The sequence below is a fragment of the Acinetobacter tianfuensis genome (assembly GCF_003611465.1).
Classification (GTDB): domain Bacteria; phylum Pseudomonadota; class Gammaproteobacteria; order Pseudomonadales; family Moraxellaceae; genus Acinetobacter; species Acinetobacter tianfuensis.
Genome location: NZ_RAXV01000001.1, coordinates 34,905 through 49,905, shown reverse-complemented (window position 1 = coordinate 49,905; position 15,001 = coordinate 34,905). Strand labels below are relative to the sequence as shown.

At 42.0% G+C, this 15,001-nt stretch carries 12 protein-coding genes; 3 read left to right on the top strand and 9 right to left on the bottom strand.

Annotated elements, in window-relative coordinates; genetic code table 11:
* The 8 genes from D7V32_RS00235 to D7V32_RS00205 form a co-directional block, all read right to left on the bottom strand.
* A complete protein-coding gene (locus D7V32_RS00235; RefSeq protein ID WP_120400921.1) occupies window positions 1-1,215 on the bottom strand; it encodes an MFS transporter in 1,215 nt (404 codons plus the stop codon).
* 4 nt (window positions 1,216-1,219) lie between these two features.
* Window positions 1,220-1,789 carry a TetR/AcrR family transcriptional regulator gene (locus tag D7V32_RS00230; RefSeq protein WP_120401125.1) on the bottom strand — a complete coding sequence of 190 codons (570 nt, stop codon included), beginning with the start codon at window positions 1,787-1,789 and terminating at the stop codon, window positions 1,220-1,222.
* 225 nt (window positions 1,790-2,014) lie between these two features.
* Window positions 2,015-2,536, bottom strand: coding sequence for an acyl-CoA thioesterase (locus tag D7V32_RS00225; protein ID WP_120400920.1), 522 nt, complete (start codon window positions 2,534-2,536; stop codon window positions 2,015-2,017).
* A 286-nt stretch (window positions 2,537-2,822) separates the two neighbouring features.
* Complete coding sequence (locus D7V32_RS17160; protein ID WP_171407525.1) at window positions 2,823-2,996, bottom strand: hypothetical protein; 174 nt, start codon at window positions 2,994-2,996, stop codon at window positions 2,823-2,825.
* A gap of 369 nt (window positions 2,997-3,365) precedes the next feature.
* On the bottom strand, window positions 3,366-4,337 hold the full coding sequence (locus tag D7V32_RS00220; RefSeq protein WP_213072531.1) for a patatin-like phospholipase family protein: 972 nt from the start codon (window positions 4,335-4,337) through the stop codon (window positions 3,366-3,368).
* A 301-nt stretch (window positions 4,338-4,638) separates the two neighbouring features.
* A complete protein-coding gene (locus D7V32_RS00215) occupies window positions 4,639-6,114 on the bottom strand; it encodes an alanine/glycine:cation symporter family protein (RefSeq protein WP_120400919.1) in 1,476 nt (491 codons plus the stop codon).
* 66 nt (window positions 6,115-6,180) lie between these two features.
* Window positions 6,181-7,422, bottom strand: coding sequence for a sodium/glutamate symporter (gene gltS / locus D7V32_RS00210; protein WP_120400918.1), 1,242 nt, complete (start codon window positions 7,420-7,422; stop codon window positions 6,181-6,183).
* A gap of 482 nt (window positions 7,423-7,904) precedes the next feature.
* On the bottom strand, window positions 7,905-9,206 hold the full coding sequence (locus tag D7V32_RS00205) for a DcaP family trimeric outer membrane transporter (RefSeq protein WP_120400917.1): 1,302 nt from the start codon (window positions 9,204-9,206) through the stop codon (window positions 7,905-7,907).
* Between the two features lie 679 nt (window positions 9,207-9,885).
* Between D7V32_RS00205 and D7V32_RS00200 the strand changes: the two genes are divergently transcribed.
* Window positions 9,886-10,590, top strand: a complete 705-nt coding sequence (locus tag D7V32_RS00200) for a nitroreductase (RefSeq protein WP_120400916.1) — start codon at window positions 9,886-9,888, stop codon at window positions 10,588-10,590.
* A gap of 168 nt (window positions 10,591-10,758) precedes the next feature.
* On the opposite strand, the gene D7V32_RS00195 is transcribed toward D7V32_RS00200, so the two are convergent.
* Entirely contained in the window at window positions 10,759-11,976 is a 1,218-nt protein-coding gene (locus tag D7V32_RS00195; protein WP_120400915.1) for a multidrug effflux MFS transporter, read from the bottom strand.
* Window positions 11,977-12,114: 138 nt separating this feature from the next.
* Between D7V32_RS00195 and yccS the strand changes: the two genes are divergently transcribed.
* Window positions 12,115-14,289, top strand: coding sequence for a YccS family putative transporter (gene yccS / locus D7V32_RS00190; protein WP_120401123.1), 2,175 nt, complete (start codon window positions 12,115-12,117; stop codon window positions 14,287-14,289).
* 85 nt (window positions 14,290-14,374) lie between these two features.
* On the top strand, window positions 14,375-14,935 hold the full coding sequence (locus D7V32_RS00185) for a hypothetical protein (protein WP_120400914.1): 561 nt from the start codon (window positions 14,375-14,377) through the stop codon (window positions 14,933-14,935).
* Window positions 14,936-15,001: the final 66 nt, after the last annotated feature.

The window sequence follows — 15,001 nt, the reverse complement described above, 5'->3', positions numbered from 1 at the left end:
TTAACTCCTTTTTAATTGCTTTGATGGAGCCCGAAGCTGAGGAGCAACAGACAGCTTATAAATAAACATGGTCAACAGCACCATGACAGCACAGAACAAATAGGAAAATTGAAAATCAAAATAAGCAATCATCAGCCCTAACAGCACAGAACCTACGGCTAAACCAATATCAAACAAAGCAAAGAATGTTGAAATTGCATGCCCCATGCGCGGCTTAGATACAGACTGAATTGCCATGGTTTGCATACATGGAAATAATGAGCCATAACCAATGCCGATAAATACGGCAGACAGCCAAAGTATCCATTGATTTTGCATAAAGCTCACAATCACCAGCCCAATGAAAAAGGCAATAAATGACGGATAAATCACCGAGCTTGGCCCTAAGCGGTCATAACGCCGTCCAACCCAAGGCCGTACAGCAATCATAGACAGCGCAAAAACAATAAAAAATATACTTGCATACTGCAGCAGATTTTTATGATCTGTAAATGCTGTAATAAAACTGGTAATGCTTGAGTAGGAAAAAGCCACCAGCATAGCAACCAGACTGATTGGCAGCACCTTCGTTTCCAGCACATCATGCAGACTCAAACTGCGGCGGCCCGCAATATCAGCAGCTGGCAAAGGCGCATCTTCCTGCACATTTAATGTTAAACAAAAAATATAGCCAATGCTTACAACCACGGTTAAAACCATAAAAAGTACGGTGAAACTTGACAGCTGAATAATGCTCAGCGCCAGTAAAGGCCCAAACACAGCACCCAAATTTGTCGCCATAACAAAGTAGCCCATGCCTTCGCCTTTGCGTTTTTCTGGAATAAAGTCATTTACTACGGGCACATTGACTGTTGTCAAAATACTGAACCAAAAACCATGTAAAAAACGCACGATCAAAAGACTGAGCAAACTGTCGATCAGCAAATAACTGAAGCTAAACAGCAGAAATAAAGTGCCTGCATAGCGTAAGGAGCGCTTCTTGCCAATTTTTTGTACAATCAGGCCTGAAAATGGCCGAATCGCAATGGAGGACACCAGAAATAAAGTCAGCGCCAAGCCTGCATCTTTTACCGTTCCGCCTAAATCCTGCAGGATATAAATTGGCAGCACCGTTAATGTGGCAAAATAATAAATAAATAAAAATAGATTATTGAACAGACATAAGATAAATGAGCGGTTCCAAAGTGACTCATGTGCTGTATTGGTTATTGCCATCGCTTCAGTCCGCCTTATTCATCATAATAGGCGCTAAAGACACCGTTACCAATTTTTCAACATATGCCTCATCCGGTACACAGTTGAAAAAAATAATCTGATAATGAACCGCTGCATACAGCATATCCAGCATGGTTTCAAAATCGTAGTCCGCCCGAATTTCCTGACGCTCTATAGACAGCTGAATCAGCTTTCGAGTCTGTTCACGGCGCGGCAGCAAATACTGCTTAAAAAAATCACCGGCAGCCTCACGGTTTTCAGCCATTACAACCAATAGCGCTCGCCCCGCCTGCTGATTTAATGCCATAGACAGCTTCAGCAGCTGCTGTGACAAGTTGTATTGCAGACTTTTATCAAATTCCAACTCGAACACTGAAGCCGTATTTTCTTTAAATGTTTCAAACACCAAGTCCGACTTATGTTTCCACCAGCGGTATATGGTGGATTTGCCGACACCTGCTCTAGACGCAATATCTTCAATGCTGAGCTTGCTGTAATCCACTTCCGCCAGCGCTTCATTCACTGCCCGCAATATGCATTGTTTACGTTTAGATGTTTTTTCGGTTTCATTCATAAAAATATTCGCTGCAGTCATGGCACTTGATATTGAAACGATACGTATCGTTTCATTTTAGCCAAATTTGATGCTATTCACTATGTTTTTTTCCATCATAAGCGCTAAACTTTAGTGGAATAATCGCTTAAATTCTGTATCCCAAGGAACAATGAACTCCGCACTTTTACATAAAAAAAGACCGCCAGAGCGGTCTTTTTTTATGCAATTTCACTTATAGCCGTATCAGTTCGGCTTAGATTTTTTATAAATGCTGCATGATGGATGATGATTTTCCTGCAAACGGGCAATTTTACGGTGTTCAGCAGCTTCAAAACGGCAGCGCTTCCAATCGTTATCCAAATTTAATTGCGGAATTGGTTTTGGTTTGCCATTTTCATCGACTGCAACCATCGTGAAATAGCAACTGTTGGTATGACGCACAGTACGCTTTTGAATATTTTGCGCTTCTACACGAATACCAATTTCCATAGAGGTTCGGCCTACATGGTTTACACTTGCAAGAAAAGTTACCAACTCTCCCACATGAATCGGCTCTTTAAAATTCACTTTATCTACAGATAGCGTCACAACATAGCTGCCTGAAAAACGGCTTGCACATGCATAAGCAACCTGATCCAGAAGCTTTAGAATCGTGCCGCCATGTACATTGCCTGAAAAGTTTGCCATATCTGGGGTCATCAAAACCGACATGGACAATTCAGATTGATCGTCAGATGCTGCAGCAATTTGATCTAATGGTGACATCGCGTTTCTCTGGGCTCGTGATAGAACAATGAATATATAGATTATTATAACTTTTTTGCAGCAAATAAAATGTCAAAAACGGCAATTAAATCATCATTATTATTTATAATGATTCCTGCATCATTCAAAAAAATATATACAAAGGCTGCTAAATAACAGCACTTTCAGCAATTTAATTTTAAAAACATAAAAATAAAAGCCTTTTAGGCGGATACTTAAAGCGCTTAATCGGTGTACTAAATTGACACTGAACAGCCTGAATTGAATGTTAATAGTTTGCATTGCTTTAATCTAAAATTTTCAGCATTTCTACAGACACATTATCATAGCTTAATATTTGACCGCTTCCCAGCTGAGTTTCCAGCACATATGAGCCGTCAATTTTGGTTTCTTTAATGACAAACTCGTAATTTGGCATTGAGGAAAACGCCACTTTCTGGCCAATTTGAAATGTTTGCATAAGCATTTACCTTTATCGAAATTATTGGCTAAGACTATTAATGATTGACGCTCAGTCTAGATGTTTTCAAATACTGGGTAAACTTAAACAAGTGAATTATCAAATTAAATATAAATATTGTATTATATAGAAGCTATTATCAATAATATCTATGATTTATTATAACCCTATACAGACTTCTGCAAATACAATAACTTAAATTTTTATTCATCCTTTCATATATATCTTTTTATTATTTATTATCCAAAGACAAAACATTTAAACACTTATACATCCCGCATCTACGACTTAATGCGGACAGCCTGTTTGATCTTAATTTATACAAATCTATACAGGACACGCAATCCTGTACGGAGGTTTGGACTAAACTTACTTTTTCGCACTATAAGGAATGCTGTGGCCTTTCTCATAATTATGCTTCGCAAATGATTGTGATATCTCCGCCAGTTTTAACTCGGCAGCCTCAACTCCAGCCTGCATAGTCGCTTCACGGCCTTTGACATCAAAAATATGCGCTTTTTCACGAATATCCGGCTGTATTACTACATCAGCGCGCTTCAATTCTTCTTTGGCTAAATAGAACTGCATGATATTAATATTTTGATTGAACAAGCCCCAAACATTTGAGGTTTCGGTATGAATAGGCTTCGCTAAAATATCCACCGCAATAACAATATCTGCACCCAGTTCACGTGCGGTATCTACAGGGACGGGGCTGACTAATCCGCCATCAACATATTCAGCCTGCTGGATTTTTGCTGGAATAAACATACTGGGTATAGAAACAGATGCACGGACAGCCTGCCCCGTATTGCCCGCATTAAAGACCATTTTTTTGCCTTCAGTGAGTTCAGTCGCGACCACGTACATTGGAATTTTAAGCAAATCCAGCGGTGTATTATTCACCTGTGCATTCACATAATCTTCTACTTTTTTTCCATCTAAAACACCTTTCATGTCTAAGCGAATTTCACGCACATCGGCAGGTTTCATCTCTAAAGCAATTTTTCTCAGTTCATTCGCTGTCTTACCCGATGCATAAATCGAACCGGCAATACTGCCCGCGCTTGTACCCACAATGAAGTCTGGACGAATACCGTGCTGTTCCAGCACTTCTATAACACCGATATGCGCATAGCCGCGGGCACCGCCGCTGCCCAGCACCAATGCAATAATCGGACGATGTTCTTGTTTTTTGAGCAGTCTAAAGTCAATTCGGTTTGGCCCTGCATAGGCATCTGCTGGCGCTAATGCTGCAGGTTCGGGCTCTAAAGGCTGCAGCGCCGCATTTACGTCTGAGCTAGGACGGATACTTTGGCAGCCTGCTAAGCCAGCCATCATCAATGCCAAGAATGCCGTTTTGATCTTCACTGCAAATTTCCGCTCATTATTCATTTTCTTTTAGTGAAACATAGTCTAATCAATCATTTTCAAATAATTGTTATGATTCGTTAAACTGCCATCTGGCTTTATTATACTGGCCAATTTAACGCAAAAAATGCTTTTTCGACCAGCGCTGCTTCTGACTGCCTATTTTTAATGAACAGCTGCCATCCCCCCTGTATCCATTTTATTTAAATATCTAGAACGTATAAAAAAGCCCCTTTACAGGAGCTTTTTTATTAACAAAGCATGTTCAAGATTACCAAATGTCTGAATCAACTTTTTCTTTAAACTTTGGATGATTATCCAATTTAAAGACTGGCTCTTGCACACCTTGTTTCAGCTGTCCAACGTAGTCTTTTAACAGCATCAGTAAGAACGGCGTCAGCAGTAAAATAGCAAATAGGTTAATGCTGGCCATAACGCCCATAAACAAATCCGCCAAGTTCCAAATCACAGGCACACTCATAACCGCGCCAAAATACACCATCACCAGAACCAGCACTCGGAACACCATCATGACCTTCGGGCTGTTATTGATAAACTGCACATTGCCTTCTGCATACGCATAGTTGCCAATGACAGATGAATACGCAAATAAGAACAGAATAACCGCTAAGAAATCATCGCCCCATGAGCCTATTTGACTTTCCAGCGCCATTTGCGTCAAAGCCACACCTTCAAATCCTGCATTTTCGTACAGTCCTGAAGCCAAAATAATAATGGCTGTACATGAACACACCACAAAGGTATCTACAAATACACCCAGCATTTGTACCAAGCCTTGATTCACTGGATGCTTCACATCAGAAGCAGCTGCAGCATTCGGCGCAGACCCCATGCCGGCTTCATTTGAAAACAGGCCGCGTTTAATGCCCATCATCATTGCCATAGAAATCATTGAACCAAAGAAACCGCCTGCAGCAGCTTCAAATTCAAAGGCCTTGCTGAAAATCAGCTGGAAGATGCCTGGCAGCATATCAATGTTAATGACTGCGATATACAGCGCGACTGCCAAATATAAAAATGCCATAAACGGCACAAAGCGTTCAGCAACTTGAGCAATACGTTTAATGCCGCCAAAAATAATGCAGGCTGTAATCAGCACTAAAAATAAGCCAACCCATGAAATCACCAGCTCTAGACCGCCAAGGTTAAAGCTGACATTCGCTTTATCCCAGCCCCATGCGTGTGAAGTCGCCCCAATAATTGCATTCGCCTGTACGGCGTTAAATACAAAACCATAGGTCGAAATCAAAGCTACAGCAAAGACGATACCTAACCATTTTTGCTTTAAGCCTTGGCTAATATAGTATGCAGGGCCGCCGCGGAATTGTTTGTTTTGACTGTCACGCACTTTAAACAGCTGGGCCAAAGAAGACTCTACAAATGCAGAGCTCATGCCTAGAAATGCGGTCATCCACATCCAAAAAACAGCGCCGGGGCCGCCAATTGCAATCGCAATCGCTACACCAGCAACATTGCCGACACCTACACGGCTGGCCAAACCCGTTACAAAAGCCTGAAAAGGGGTAATGCCATGATCATCATCACCAGCCTTACGGCTGCCCTTCATGACTTTAATACTCTGCCAAAAAAGGCGTAATTGTACTGCACCCGTTGCAATCGTATAAAAAAGGCCAACTGCAACTAAGAAAATCACAAGGAAATTCCAGAGCGGTGTATTTAACGCGTCAATCCAGCCTAACAGCGTTTCATTTAGCTGATCATTCATTTCCAACTCCTGATAAGCAATATATTTTTATATAAAAAAAGCCTCTACCGAGGCTTTTTTAAACTGTTAAGCAATAAACTTCAGTACTAACTGAATCACTGTTGCATTAATTAAGTCAACAAAGAACGCACCGCATAAAGGCACGATTAAAAATGCTTTGTGCGATGGGCCATACATATTGGTAATCGCTTGCATATTCGCAACCGCAGTTGGCGTAGCTCCCATACCAAAGCCGCAATGACCGGCTGCCAGCACCGCAGCATCATAATTTTTACCCATCACACGGAAGGTAATAAATGCAGCATACAATGCCATCGTAATGGTTTGAGCGCCTAAAATTACAACTAGAGGACCTGCTAAGTCAGCCAATTGCCATAATTTTAAAGACAGCAAAGCCATTGCTAAATATAAAGATAATGAAGCATTGCCAAATACATCAATCGCTCGGTCAAAGATTTGAACTTTAAAAATACCTTCAAGCACATTACGTAAGATTACGCCGCCTGCAAGCGCCCAAACAAATGTCGGCAGCTCAAATGCTGTGCCTTTACTGAAACCCGTCATAAACTCAGCAAATGCTAAACAGCCTGCAAATAAACCTAAAGTTGTAATCGCATTATCCGCTGTAATTAAACGCACACGGTGAGGATATTCAAACGGCACATATTCTGTTGAATTAATATCAGCCAAAGGCGTTTCATTGCTCGTATTGATCTGTTCTTGCGTGCGGGGAGAAGAAAGCTGATAACGGTTAATCAGCAATTTAGCCAAAGGCCCGCCAATAATACCGCCAATAATCAAACCGAATGTGGCGCTTGCCATACCTAGCGCTAATGCGCCCTGAATGCCATGCTGCGTCTCTAAAATTTCACCCCATGCACCTGCAGTGCCATGACCGCCAGTCAGCGTAATTGAACCTGCTATCAGGCCAATTAAAGGATCAATGCCTAATAATGTCGCTAAGCTGATACCTACCGCATTTTGCACCACAATAAATGTAGCGACTGCAACAAGGAAGATCACAAGGCCAAGACCGCCTTCTTTTAACTTAGCAAAGTTTGCGCTTAGGCCAATGGAAGCAAAGAAGATAAGCATAAAGCTGGTTTGCAGCTGACTGCTTGTCGTAATACTGTAGCCCCACAGACTATGTACAAGAAGAGAAAGAATAGCAGCAACTAAACCGCCTGCAACTGGCTCAGGAATGTTATAGCGCTTTAAAAAATCAATGTTATTAACGAGAAATCGCCCTAACAGCAGTACAATTACCGCGGCTATAAGGGTGTAAAAAGCGTTAAATGTAAATTCCATAATATTTGTCCTTAAGGCCAGCTTAATTGTTGTTATTACTCCTATAAATAATAAATTCCCCCTCTTCCTCAATGTATTTTTAGTAACTTAAGAAAGGTTCATTTAAATCTATAAATTTAGAATAACGACATTTGCGCCAGCCATCAGATGCAAAACTCACCCCGAAGCTAATGTGAAGCCAATCAAGATGAACGCGATGCCCATTGGTTAGAGCAGGAATGATGAATATCGCTGATTTAAAGCAAAAATCCATTTCATATTGATACGGAAAACTCCCCGAGAATTGCTCAATATGAATAAAAGGCAGACATTATGCAGTTTTTTTGAAAAATTTCTTTATTTTTTTACAATATTTCGAAGAAATAACTGTAATTTCTTTTAGGTCTTAATATCCTCAACACAGCAGCCTTGGTGAATCTTTAGACAAAAAAGCAGGAGCTTATTGCTCCTGCCTCTTTTTTAAAGCACTTAACTTTGACTAATTAAAAGCTGTATTTAGCCATAAAACCTACACGGTCATCATTATATGAGCGGCCAGCAAATGTTTCACGTTTACCGTCAACATATTCAAGGCCAAGCTCAATCGGTTTAACTGGTGAATAAATAATATTTAACCAAGCTTGTTGTACTTCTTTGTTGGCATTTGCACTGACATCTGAAGCAGCCTTAAGCGTTTTTGCATACTTAGTATCGTCATCCGCTAAAATAATGCCATAACCTAAAGTTGAACGAAGTTTTTCGTTAAATTTATAGGTTGCACCCACTTGTACAGCCGTAAATTCATTTTGTTCAATGTTTTTACCATCAACAATATATGCTGCATTTGCGCCATATAAGTAGTTGCTGTTGCCTTGTGAATAAGAAACGTCACCAGTCAATTTAAGCTGTTCATTCACCGCATAGCTAGTACCTGCTGCTACGCCCCAGCCAGTTTCAGTGTCATTGGCTGCTTGCGATTTGTAGTTTTCAACCAAAGCACGAGCTGAAGCTGTACCTTTGCCATCAGCAAAAGCTTGAGTCAGTTTTGCAGTAAAGTTCGGCAAACGGTAGCTAAGATCATTAGCTACAACAGCTTTACTGTCACCTTCTTCAACTGAAACAAATAACTGTGTTTCTGGCGCAAGTTTATAGTTATATCGAACTTGCGGAACACGTGCTGTACCGCCGCCAATGTTCGTATTGAAATCGATCATTTCTGGCGCATGATTAGACAAGAAGTTAGAAGTTGTTTGACCAAATAACCAATTGTTATAAGTTAAATACGCATGGCGGATACGGAAACCTTCGCCTTTAACGCTGTCTGGATCGGCAAAGTCAGCTTCAACTTTACCGCCGACTTTATTGCCATCACCAACATTCGTATTAAAATCTAAACCAATACGTGTTGTTTTAGCTGTTGCGCGCAATTTATCACTTACATTATTTGTAGAGCTTGCCGCGCCGCCGAAGTCATTATCTGCACCTTCAATGATGTAGTTGGCATCACCGCGGACAAAGCCGTAAACATTAATGTCAGCGCCCGACTTCGATTTAAGACCCGCTAATGGAGAAGATGCTGGCGCAGCTGCTGGACGTGCTTTTACTTGTTGAATTTCTGACTGCTGCTGTACTTGTACTTGCTGCTGTTGCTGAATAAGCGCTTTAAGCTCTGCAACTTCAGCGCGCAGCTGTGCAATTTCCTTTTGTTCAGCTGGAGCTGCATGTGCCGTGCTGAACATAATTGCTGAAACTGCTGCTGCTAAGCTATATTTAAGCACTGGCTTTGTAAGCTGTACACCTTTCATATTTCCTCCAAAGAAATCTTATTCAAAAGTTTTTCAAAAGTGATCTGCATTGCATGCAGTTTTTTTTGTTTAATGATAAATTTTAACGATCAATCATCCTGACAAAAAACTCATAATCCCTTCTAATTCGCCGATTCTATATCAAATAATCGCAAGTAAACCTCTTAGTCTTATAATTTAATCATATAAACTATTCTATTCACTCAAAGATTCAGCAACGGTAAATTTTTCAGTTCATTATTTATGCAAAAACCAAACCTAAATGTGCGCATTCTTTAAATGATAATTGGCTTAAAACAATGTCCTTGAATTTTAAACCAAATGCGCTGCATAGCATTTGAGCGAATCTTGCTGTACTTGACTATCTGTGCTTTGGTCTTATAAGCAAATTTTACTGAAAAACAAAATTGGCATAAACATTAAAGTTTTACTCGCCAATTTCCCTATGCTGGCAAAAAAATAATTGATCTCTGTCATAAAACTGCAAAATGCACGAATGCTGTGAAAAGAAAAATACCATCAATATACTTAATTTTGCATATTATTATGATTGTTTTAACATATCCCTTTCATCATATTTTTTAACTGCAGCCGTATTCCAAAGCCCGCTTGCTTAAAAGCACAATCCGCAGTACAACCGTAAATACAACAAATAATGAAAACATCATAAGGGAATAATATGGATCAGCTGCTTGCAAATGCTGTAGACCAAGTCATTACTTCACGCCATTCAGTACGTGCATATTTGGACAAACCCGTCTGTCCCGAAATATTGAAAGATATATTAACAGTTGCCAGCCGCGCACCTTCGGGCACCAATACCCAGCCTTGGAAAGTATATGTAGTACAAGGCAAAAAACGCGCAGAACTTATTCGGCAGGTCTGTGATGCGCAGCTGCAAATGTTTGAAAAGCCATCATTAGCTGAACATCATCAAGAAACTTTTGCTTATTATCCTGAACAATGGATTTCACCTTTTATTGACCGCCGCCGTGAAAATGGCTGGGGGCTTTATGGCCTGCTGAATATTCAAAAAGGCGAAAAAGAAAAAATGGCGCGCCAGCAGCTGCGCAATTATGAGCTGTTTGATGCGCCAGTTGGGCTATTTTTTACGGTCAATAAAGCCATGGGCATTGGTTCAAAAATGGATATTGCCATGATGATTCAAAACGTGATGCTGGCTGCCAAAGCTCGCGGTTTAGATACCTGCCCGCAAGCAGCATGGAATCACTTTCATAAAATTGTATCCAATACACTTCATTTTCCTGAAGATGAAGAGCTCATCTGCGGCATGGCGCTCGGTTATGCAGATCCAAATGATATTGTGAACACCTTTATTACGCCGCGTGTCCCAGCCGAAGAATTTACGGTCTATGTAGATTAATATATACCTGAAACAAGCTGCTGCATGTTTTAAAACCTCGGCTTGGCATACACAGCCTGCTATGGTGATGGAGAACATGCAGCCTTCTTGCTGCACCTGCATATTTCAAGTGAATAAAAATAAACTGCCAGACAAACAGAGAGCCTCACACCAGCTGCCTTTTAAATTTTATACATTCGCCCGCCTGCCAGCAGCAGCTTTAGTCCAGTAAAATGCAGCCATAGCCGCTGCCACAAACAGCAGCATAAGCAGCGCCATATTGAACAACGCATTCCACAGCAGAACATTTAAGATAAGCCCGCCCAATAACCCGCAGGCAAATTGCATGCTGCCCATTAAGGCACTCGCCGTTCCTGCTTGCGCACCTTGGCGTGACATAGCCAAAGCCATGGCATTTGGACCAGTAAAGCCAATACCTGCAACCGTCATGAACATGCCCGCCAGCACGGCATACAAATAATGCATCTGCAAAACAGCTAAACTCAGCAGTAACATTACACCCAGCAACTGCACTGTTAAGCCCATAAATAAACGGGTAAATACCGAGGTTTTATTCACTAAACGGCTATTCACGGTTGACAGCAGCATAATACCAAAGGCGTTAAAGCCAAAAGCATAAGCAAAATTTTGCTGTGACATGCCAAAGAGTTCAATCAATACTGATGCTGAAGAACTAATATAACAAAATAAAATTCCGCCTGAAAAACAGCCGATCAGCATGGGCGCTAAAAAACTTTTATCCTTCAGCACCTTTGCATATAAACGCAGCGCCTGACGGAAACTTAATTGCAGCCTGCGCTCTTCAGGCAGCGTTTCCTTAAAAAACCAATGGACGCAAATCAAGCAAACCAGCCCGCTCAAAGCTAAGAAGCCAAAAATGGCATGCCAGCTAAAGAATTTCAGCACCCAAGCGCCTAAGGTCGGCGCAATAATTGGCGCAATTCCCATCACAATCATCATGCTGGAAAAAGCCTGTGCAGAGGCCCGCATATCTAAACGGTCACGAATGGCCGCTCTCGCAATTACTACACCGACACAGCCGCCAAGCGCCTGTAAAATACGGGCTGCAATTAAACTCCACTCATCTTGCGCCAAATAACAGATGACACTGGCTGCAATATATAAGCTCAGGCCAAAATACAGCGGTTTTTTACGGCCTATGCGGTCACTCACAGGCCCATAAATCAGCTGCCCGACTGCCAATCCTAAAAAATATGCAGGTAAAGTATTAGACATCATTTGCGTAGATACACCGAAATCACCCGCCATTTGCGGCAAAGCAGGCAAATACATATCTATCGACAGCGGCCCTAAGGCGGTCAGCAGCGCCAACAGTGCAATCCATGCAGCAGAATAATGTTTCAGGTCTTGTGTTTTATTTTGCATATTGATATTTCATTTTAAAATGCGGCGCATGAAGACAAGTTTACACACAGCATAGTATGATTTACGCAACTTCCAAGTGAAATTTCACGCAATCTGCTGCTGCCGGATACAGCACCAGCATTGGGCAAAGGATCAACATTGAACTCTTGGCTTACCCGTCTCAAGCAAGCAACGTACAACACGAGCTTTATGTACAGCCTGCGCATGATTATCGCATTTACAGGCACGGCATTTGTCCCGTACCTGCTGAACTGCCAGCTATATACCATTCCATTGACTCTTGGGGTCGTTGCTGCCGGACTCAGTGATATTGATGACCGCTTTTCTGTGCGCATCATGAACCAGATTTATACCTATATCGGTTTCTTTATTACCGCAGTCTCCATTTACCTGCTGTTCCCCTACCCAATACTGTTTGCAATCGGACTGATCATTTCTTGTATCGGCTGGATTTTGCTGGGTTCGCTTGGACGGCGCTACGCCACTATTTCCTATGGCTGTCTGGTTATTGCAGTGTACTCCATGCTTGGCGTGGACTTATTTGAAAACTGGTACATGCAAGCGGGTCTGCTGGTCATTGGCGCAATATGGTATGGCCTGCTTTCAACAATTAGTTTCCTGCTGTTCCCTGTGCGCCAAGTTCAGGACAAATTGGCCCAATGCTATTCATCTTTAGGCGACTTTCTATTTGCCAAATCAAATTTATTTGATGTCGACATGACCGCTGGCAGCTACCAGCAAAGCTTAATTGAGCTATCAATGGAAAATGGCAAACTGATCAGCATTTTCAACGATATGAAAACGGCTTTGCTGACGCGTTTAAAAGGTGACCGCGGGCAAAAAGATACCCGCCGCAGCCTGCAATATTACTTTGTTGCTCAGGATATTCATGAGCGCGCGGACTCAGCGCATATTGACTATCAGAAGCTGGCGAAAATATTTGAACATAGCGATATCCTGTTCCGTTTTCAGCGGGTGCTTTCGCTGCAGGCCAAAGCATGTAAAGACTTAAGTCAAAGCATTATGCACCGTCAGGCTTATAATCATAATCAGCGTTTTAAGCATGCGTTCCGCAATCTTCGCATTTCGCTGGATAAGCTGCGCGCAGAACAGCAATATGATCAGGTTTGGGTCAATGCGCTGTTTTCACTGTATCAGAACTTAAAAGCAATTGATGCCCAGCTGCGCAACGTCGAAACCGAGCGCCATATTAAGTTTGATAAAGCCAAACAAGCCGAAAACCAGCTCAAAGATGATGATTTAAAAGGCTGGGATGACATGGCCGTGCGCCTCAAGCAGCATTTAACTCCTGAATCTGTGCTGTTCCGCCACGCAGTGCGCGTTTCTATTGTACTGTTCATCGGCTACGTCTTTGTCCAGCTGACAGATATTGAATACGGCTATTGGATTTTACTGACCGCGCTCTTTGTCAGCCAGCCGAATTTTAACGCCACCAAGCGCCGCCTATATCTGCGCATTGTCGGAACACTGATCGGCATTATTTTAGGCTATGGCATCTTGTACTTCATTCCGTCTATTGAAGGACAATTACTGCTGCTGATACTCAGCGGCGTACTGTTTTTTGAACTGCGAAGCAAACAATATGCTCAAGCAACCGCCTTTATTACCATTCTTGCACTGATCAATTTCAACTTAGACGGCATGGGCTTTGCTGCTGCCATTCCGCGCATGATTGACACCCTCATTGGCTGCGCCTTGGCATGGTTTGGTGTCAGCTTTATTTTCCCAGACTGGAAATTCCGCCGCTTAGGGCGCACAATCCGCCGCTCTTTGCTGGCGCAATGCAACTATTTAAGTGAAGTCATGAATCAATATAAAAATGGACGCAACAATGGCTTAAATTACCGCATCGTACGCCGCGCTGCCCACAATACCGATGCAGATGTCGCATCTCTTATTTCTACTTTAGCGACTGAACCTAATTTTGACCCAGCACAAAAAGCACAGGCTTTTGAATTTTTATCACTCAATCATACCTTTATCAGCTATATCGCAGCCTTGGGCGCGCACCGCGATAAAATTGAAGATCAAGAGGTGCTGCAGCTGATGGATCAGGCGCTGGATAACATTCAAGGCGCTCTGCTGCATGATGAAGTGCCTGATTTAAGTTCACAAAATATGCTCAATGCTGTCCGCCAGCGTTTAGCCCAGCAAAATGATGAAGATCATAAATCGCTGATTGTGCTGCAGCAGCTGTCGTTAATGTTTAGTATCCTGAATCAACTCAGTCAGTTAAAGCAAAATTTAAGTCATGAACGCGATCAAAAGTCGACTGAATTGGCATCATTATAATTTGAGTATTTTTGACACAATATGCTCCCTGATCAGGCAAAAATAATGCTAAACTTTTGCCAGTTAAAAATCTGTTAGTTCAACTATGACCGCGAAAAACCTATACGCTTATACTTTACAGCCTGTGAATTACGAGATTTCTGAAGCAGAACAGCGTAATGCACAGCTGGTGCTTTCACGCAGCAACTTTAAAATCGGCACGAAAGCATGGATCATCATGGGCGCTATTTTAGTGCTGGCGATGGCTGGCATCATTTTACTGAAAAACTACTCAACCATTTTCTGCTGGGTTGCTATTGCCTGTGTTGTAATTTACTTCCTCGTGCGCAAATTCGGCATCGAATGGTATGTAAAGCGCAAACTGAACGAAACACCTGTGCAAGAAATTAAAAACATGCGTTTAGGCGTACAGCCTCATGGTCTTGCCATGCAGCAGCAGGTCGGCTTGCAAACCGGCACCATGACTGTCGGCTGGAAAGACATTTATGAATGGTACAACACTCCAGAATTCATTTTGATCAATTTCAAAGTGAAGGGGCAGCAAGGCGCGTATATCTTGCCAAACCGCTTAGACAGCAAAAACTTCCCTTTCAGCACAATCCGCAAGCATTTAACTGAATCTGTAGGCGAACCAAAACAGGTTTAAATCCAGCAGCTGATGACATGACAAAAGCCTCCTTCGCGGAGGCTTTTTTGAATAAAATAAAAGTGC

Excerpts from the sequence above, each read along its gene's own strand:
- D7V32_RS00235 (WP_120400921.1), bottom strand. The coding sequence starts at position 1,215 with ATGGCAATAACCAATACAGCACATGAGTCACTTTGGAACCGCTCATTT.
- D7V32_RS00230 (WP_120401125.1), bottom strand. The coding sequence starts at position 1,789 with ATGAATGAAACCGAAAAAACATCTAAACGTAAACAATGCATATTGCGG.
- D7V32_RS00225 (WP_120400920.1), bottom strand. The coding sequence starts at position 2,536 with ATGTCACCATTAGATCAAATTGCTGCAGCATCTGACGATCAATCTGAA.
- D7V32_RS17160 (WP_171407525.1), bottom strand. The coding sequence starts at position 2,996 with ATGCAAACATTTCAAATTGGCCAGAAAGTGGCGTTTTCCTCAATGCCA.
- D7V32_RS00220 (WP_213072531.1), bottom strand. The coding sequence starts at position 4,337 with ATGATGGCTGGCTTAGCAGGCTGCCAAAGTATCCGTCCTAGCTCAGAC.
- D7V32_RS00215 (WP_120400919.1), bottom strand. The coding sequence starts at position 6,114 with ATGAATGATCAGCTAAATGAAACGCTGTTAGGCTGGATTGACGCGTTA.
- gltS (WP_120400918.1), bottom strand. The coding sequence starts at position 7,422 with ATGGAATTTACATTTAACGCTTTTTACACCCTTATAGCCGCGGTAATT.
- D7V32_RS00205 (WP_120400917.1), bottom strand. The coding sequence starts at position 9,206 with ATGAAAGGTGTACAGCTTACAAAGCCAGTGCTTAAATATAGCTTAGCA.
- D7V32_RS00200 (WP_120400916.1), top strand. The coding sequence starts at position 9,886 with ATGGATCAGCTGCTTGCAAATGCTGTAGACCAAGTCATTACTTCACGC.
- D7V32_RS00195 (WP_120400915.1), bottom strand. The coding sequence starts at position 11,976 with ATGCAAAATAAAACACAAGACCTGAAACATTATTCTGCTGCATGGATT.
- D7V32_RS00185 (WP_120400914.1), top strand. The coding sequence starts at position 14,375 with ATGACCGCGAAAAACCTATACGCTTATACTTTACAGCCTGTGAATTAC.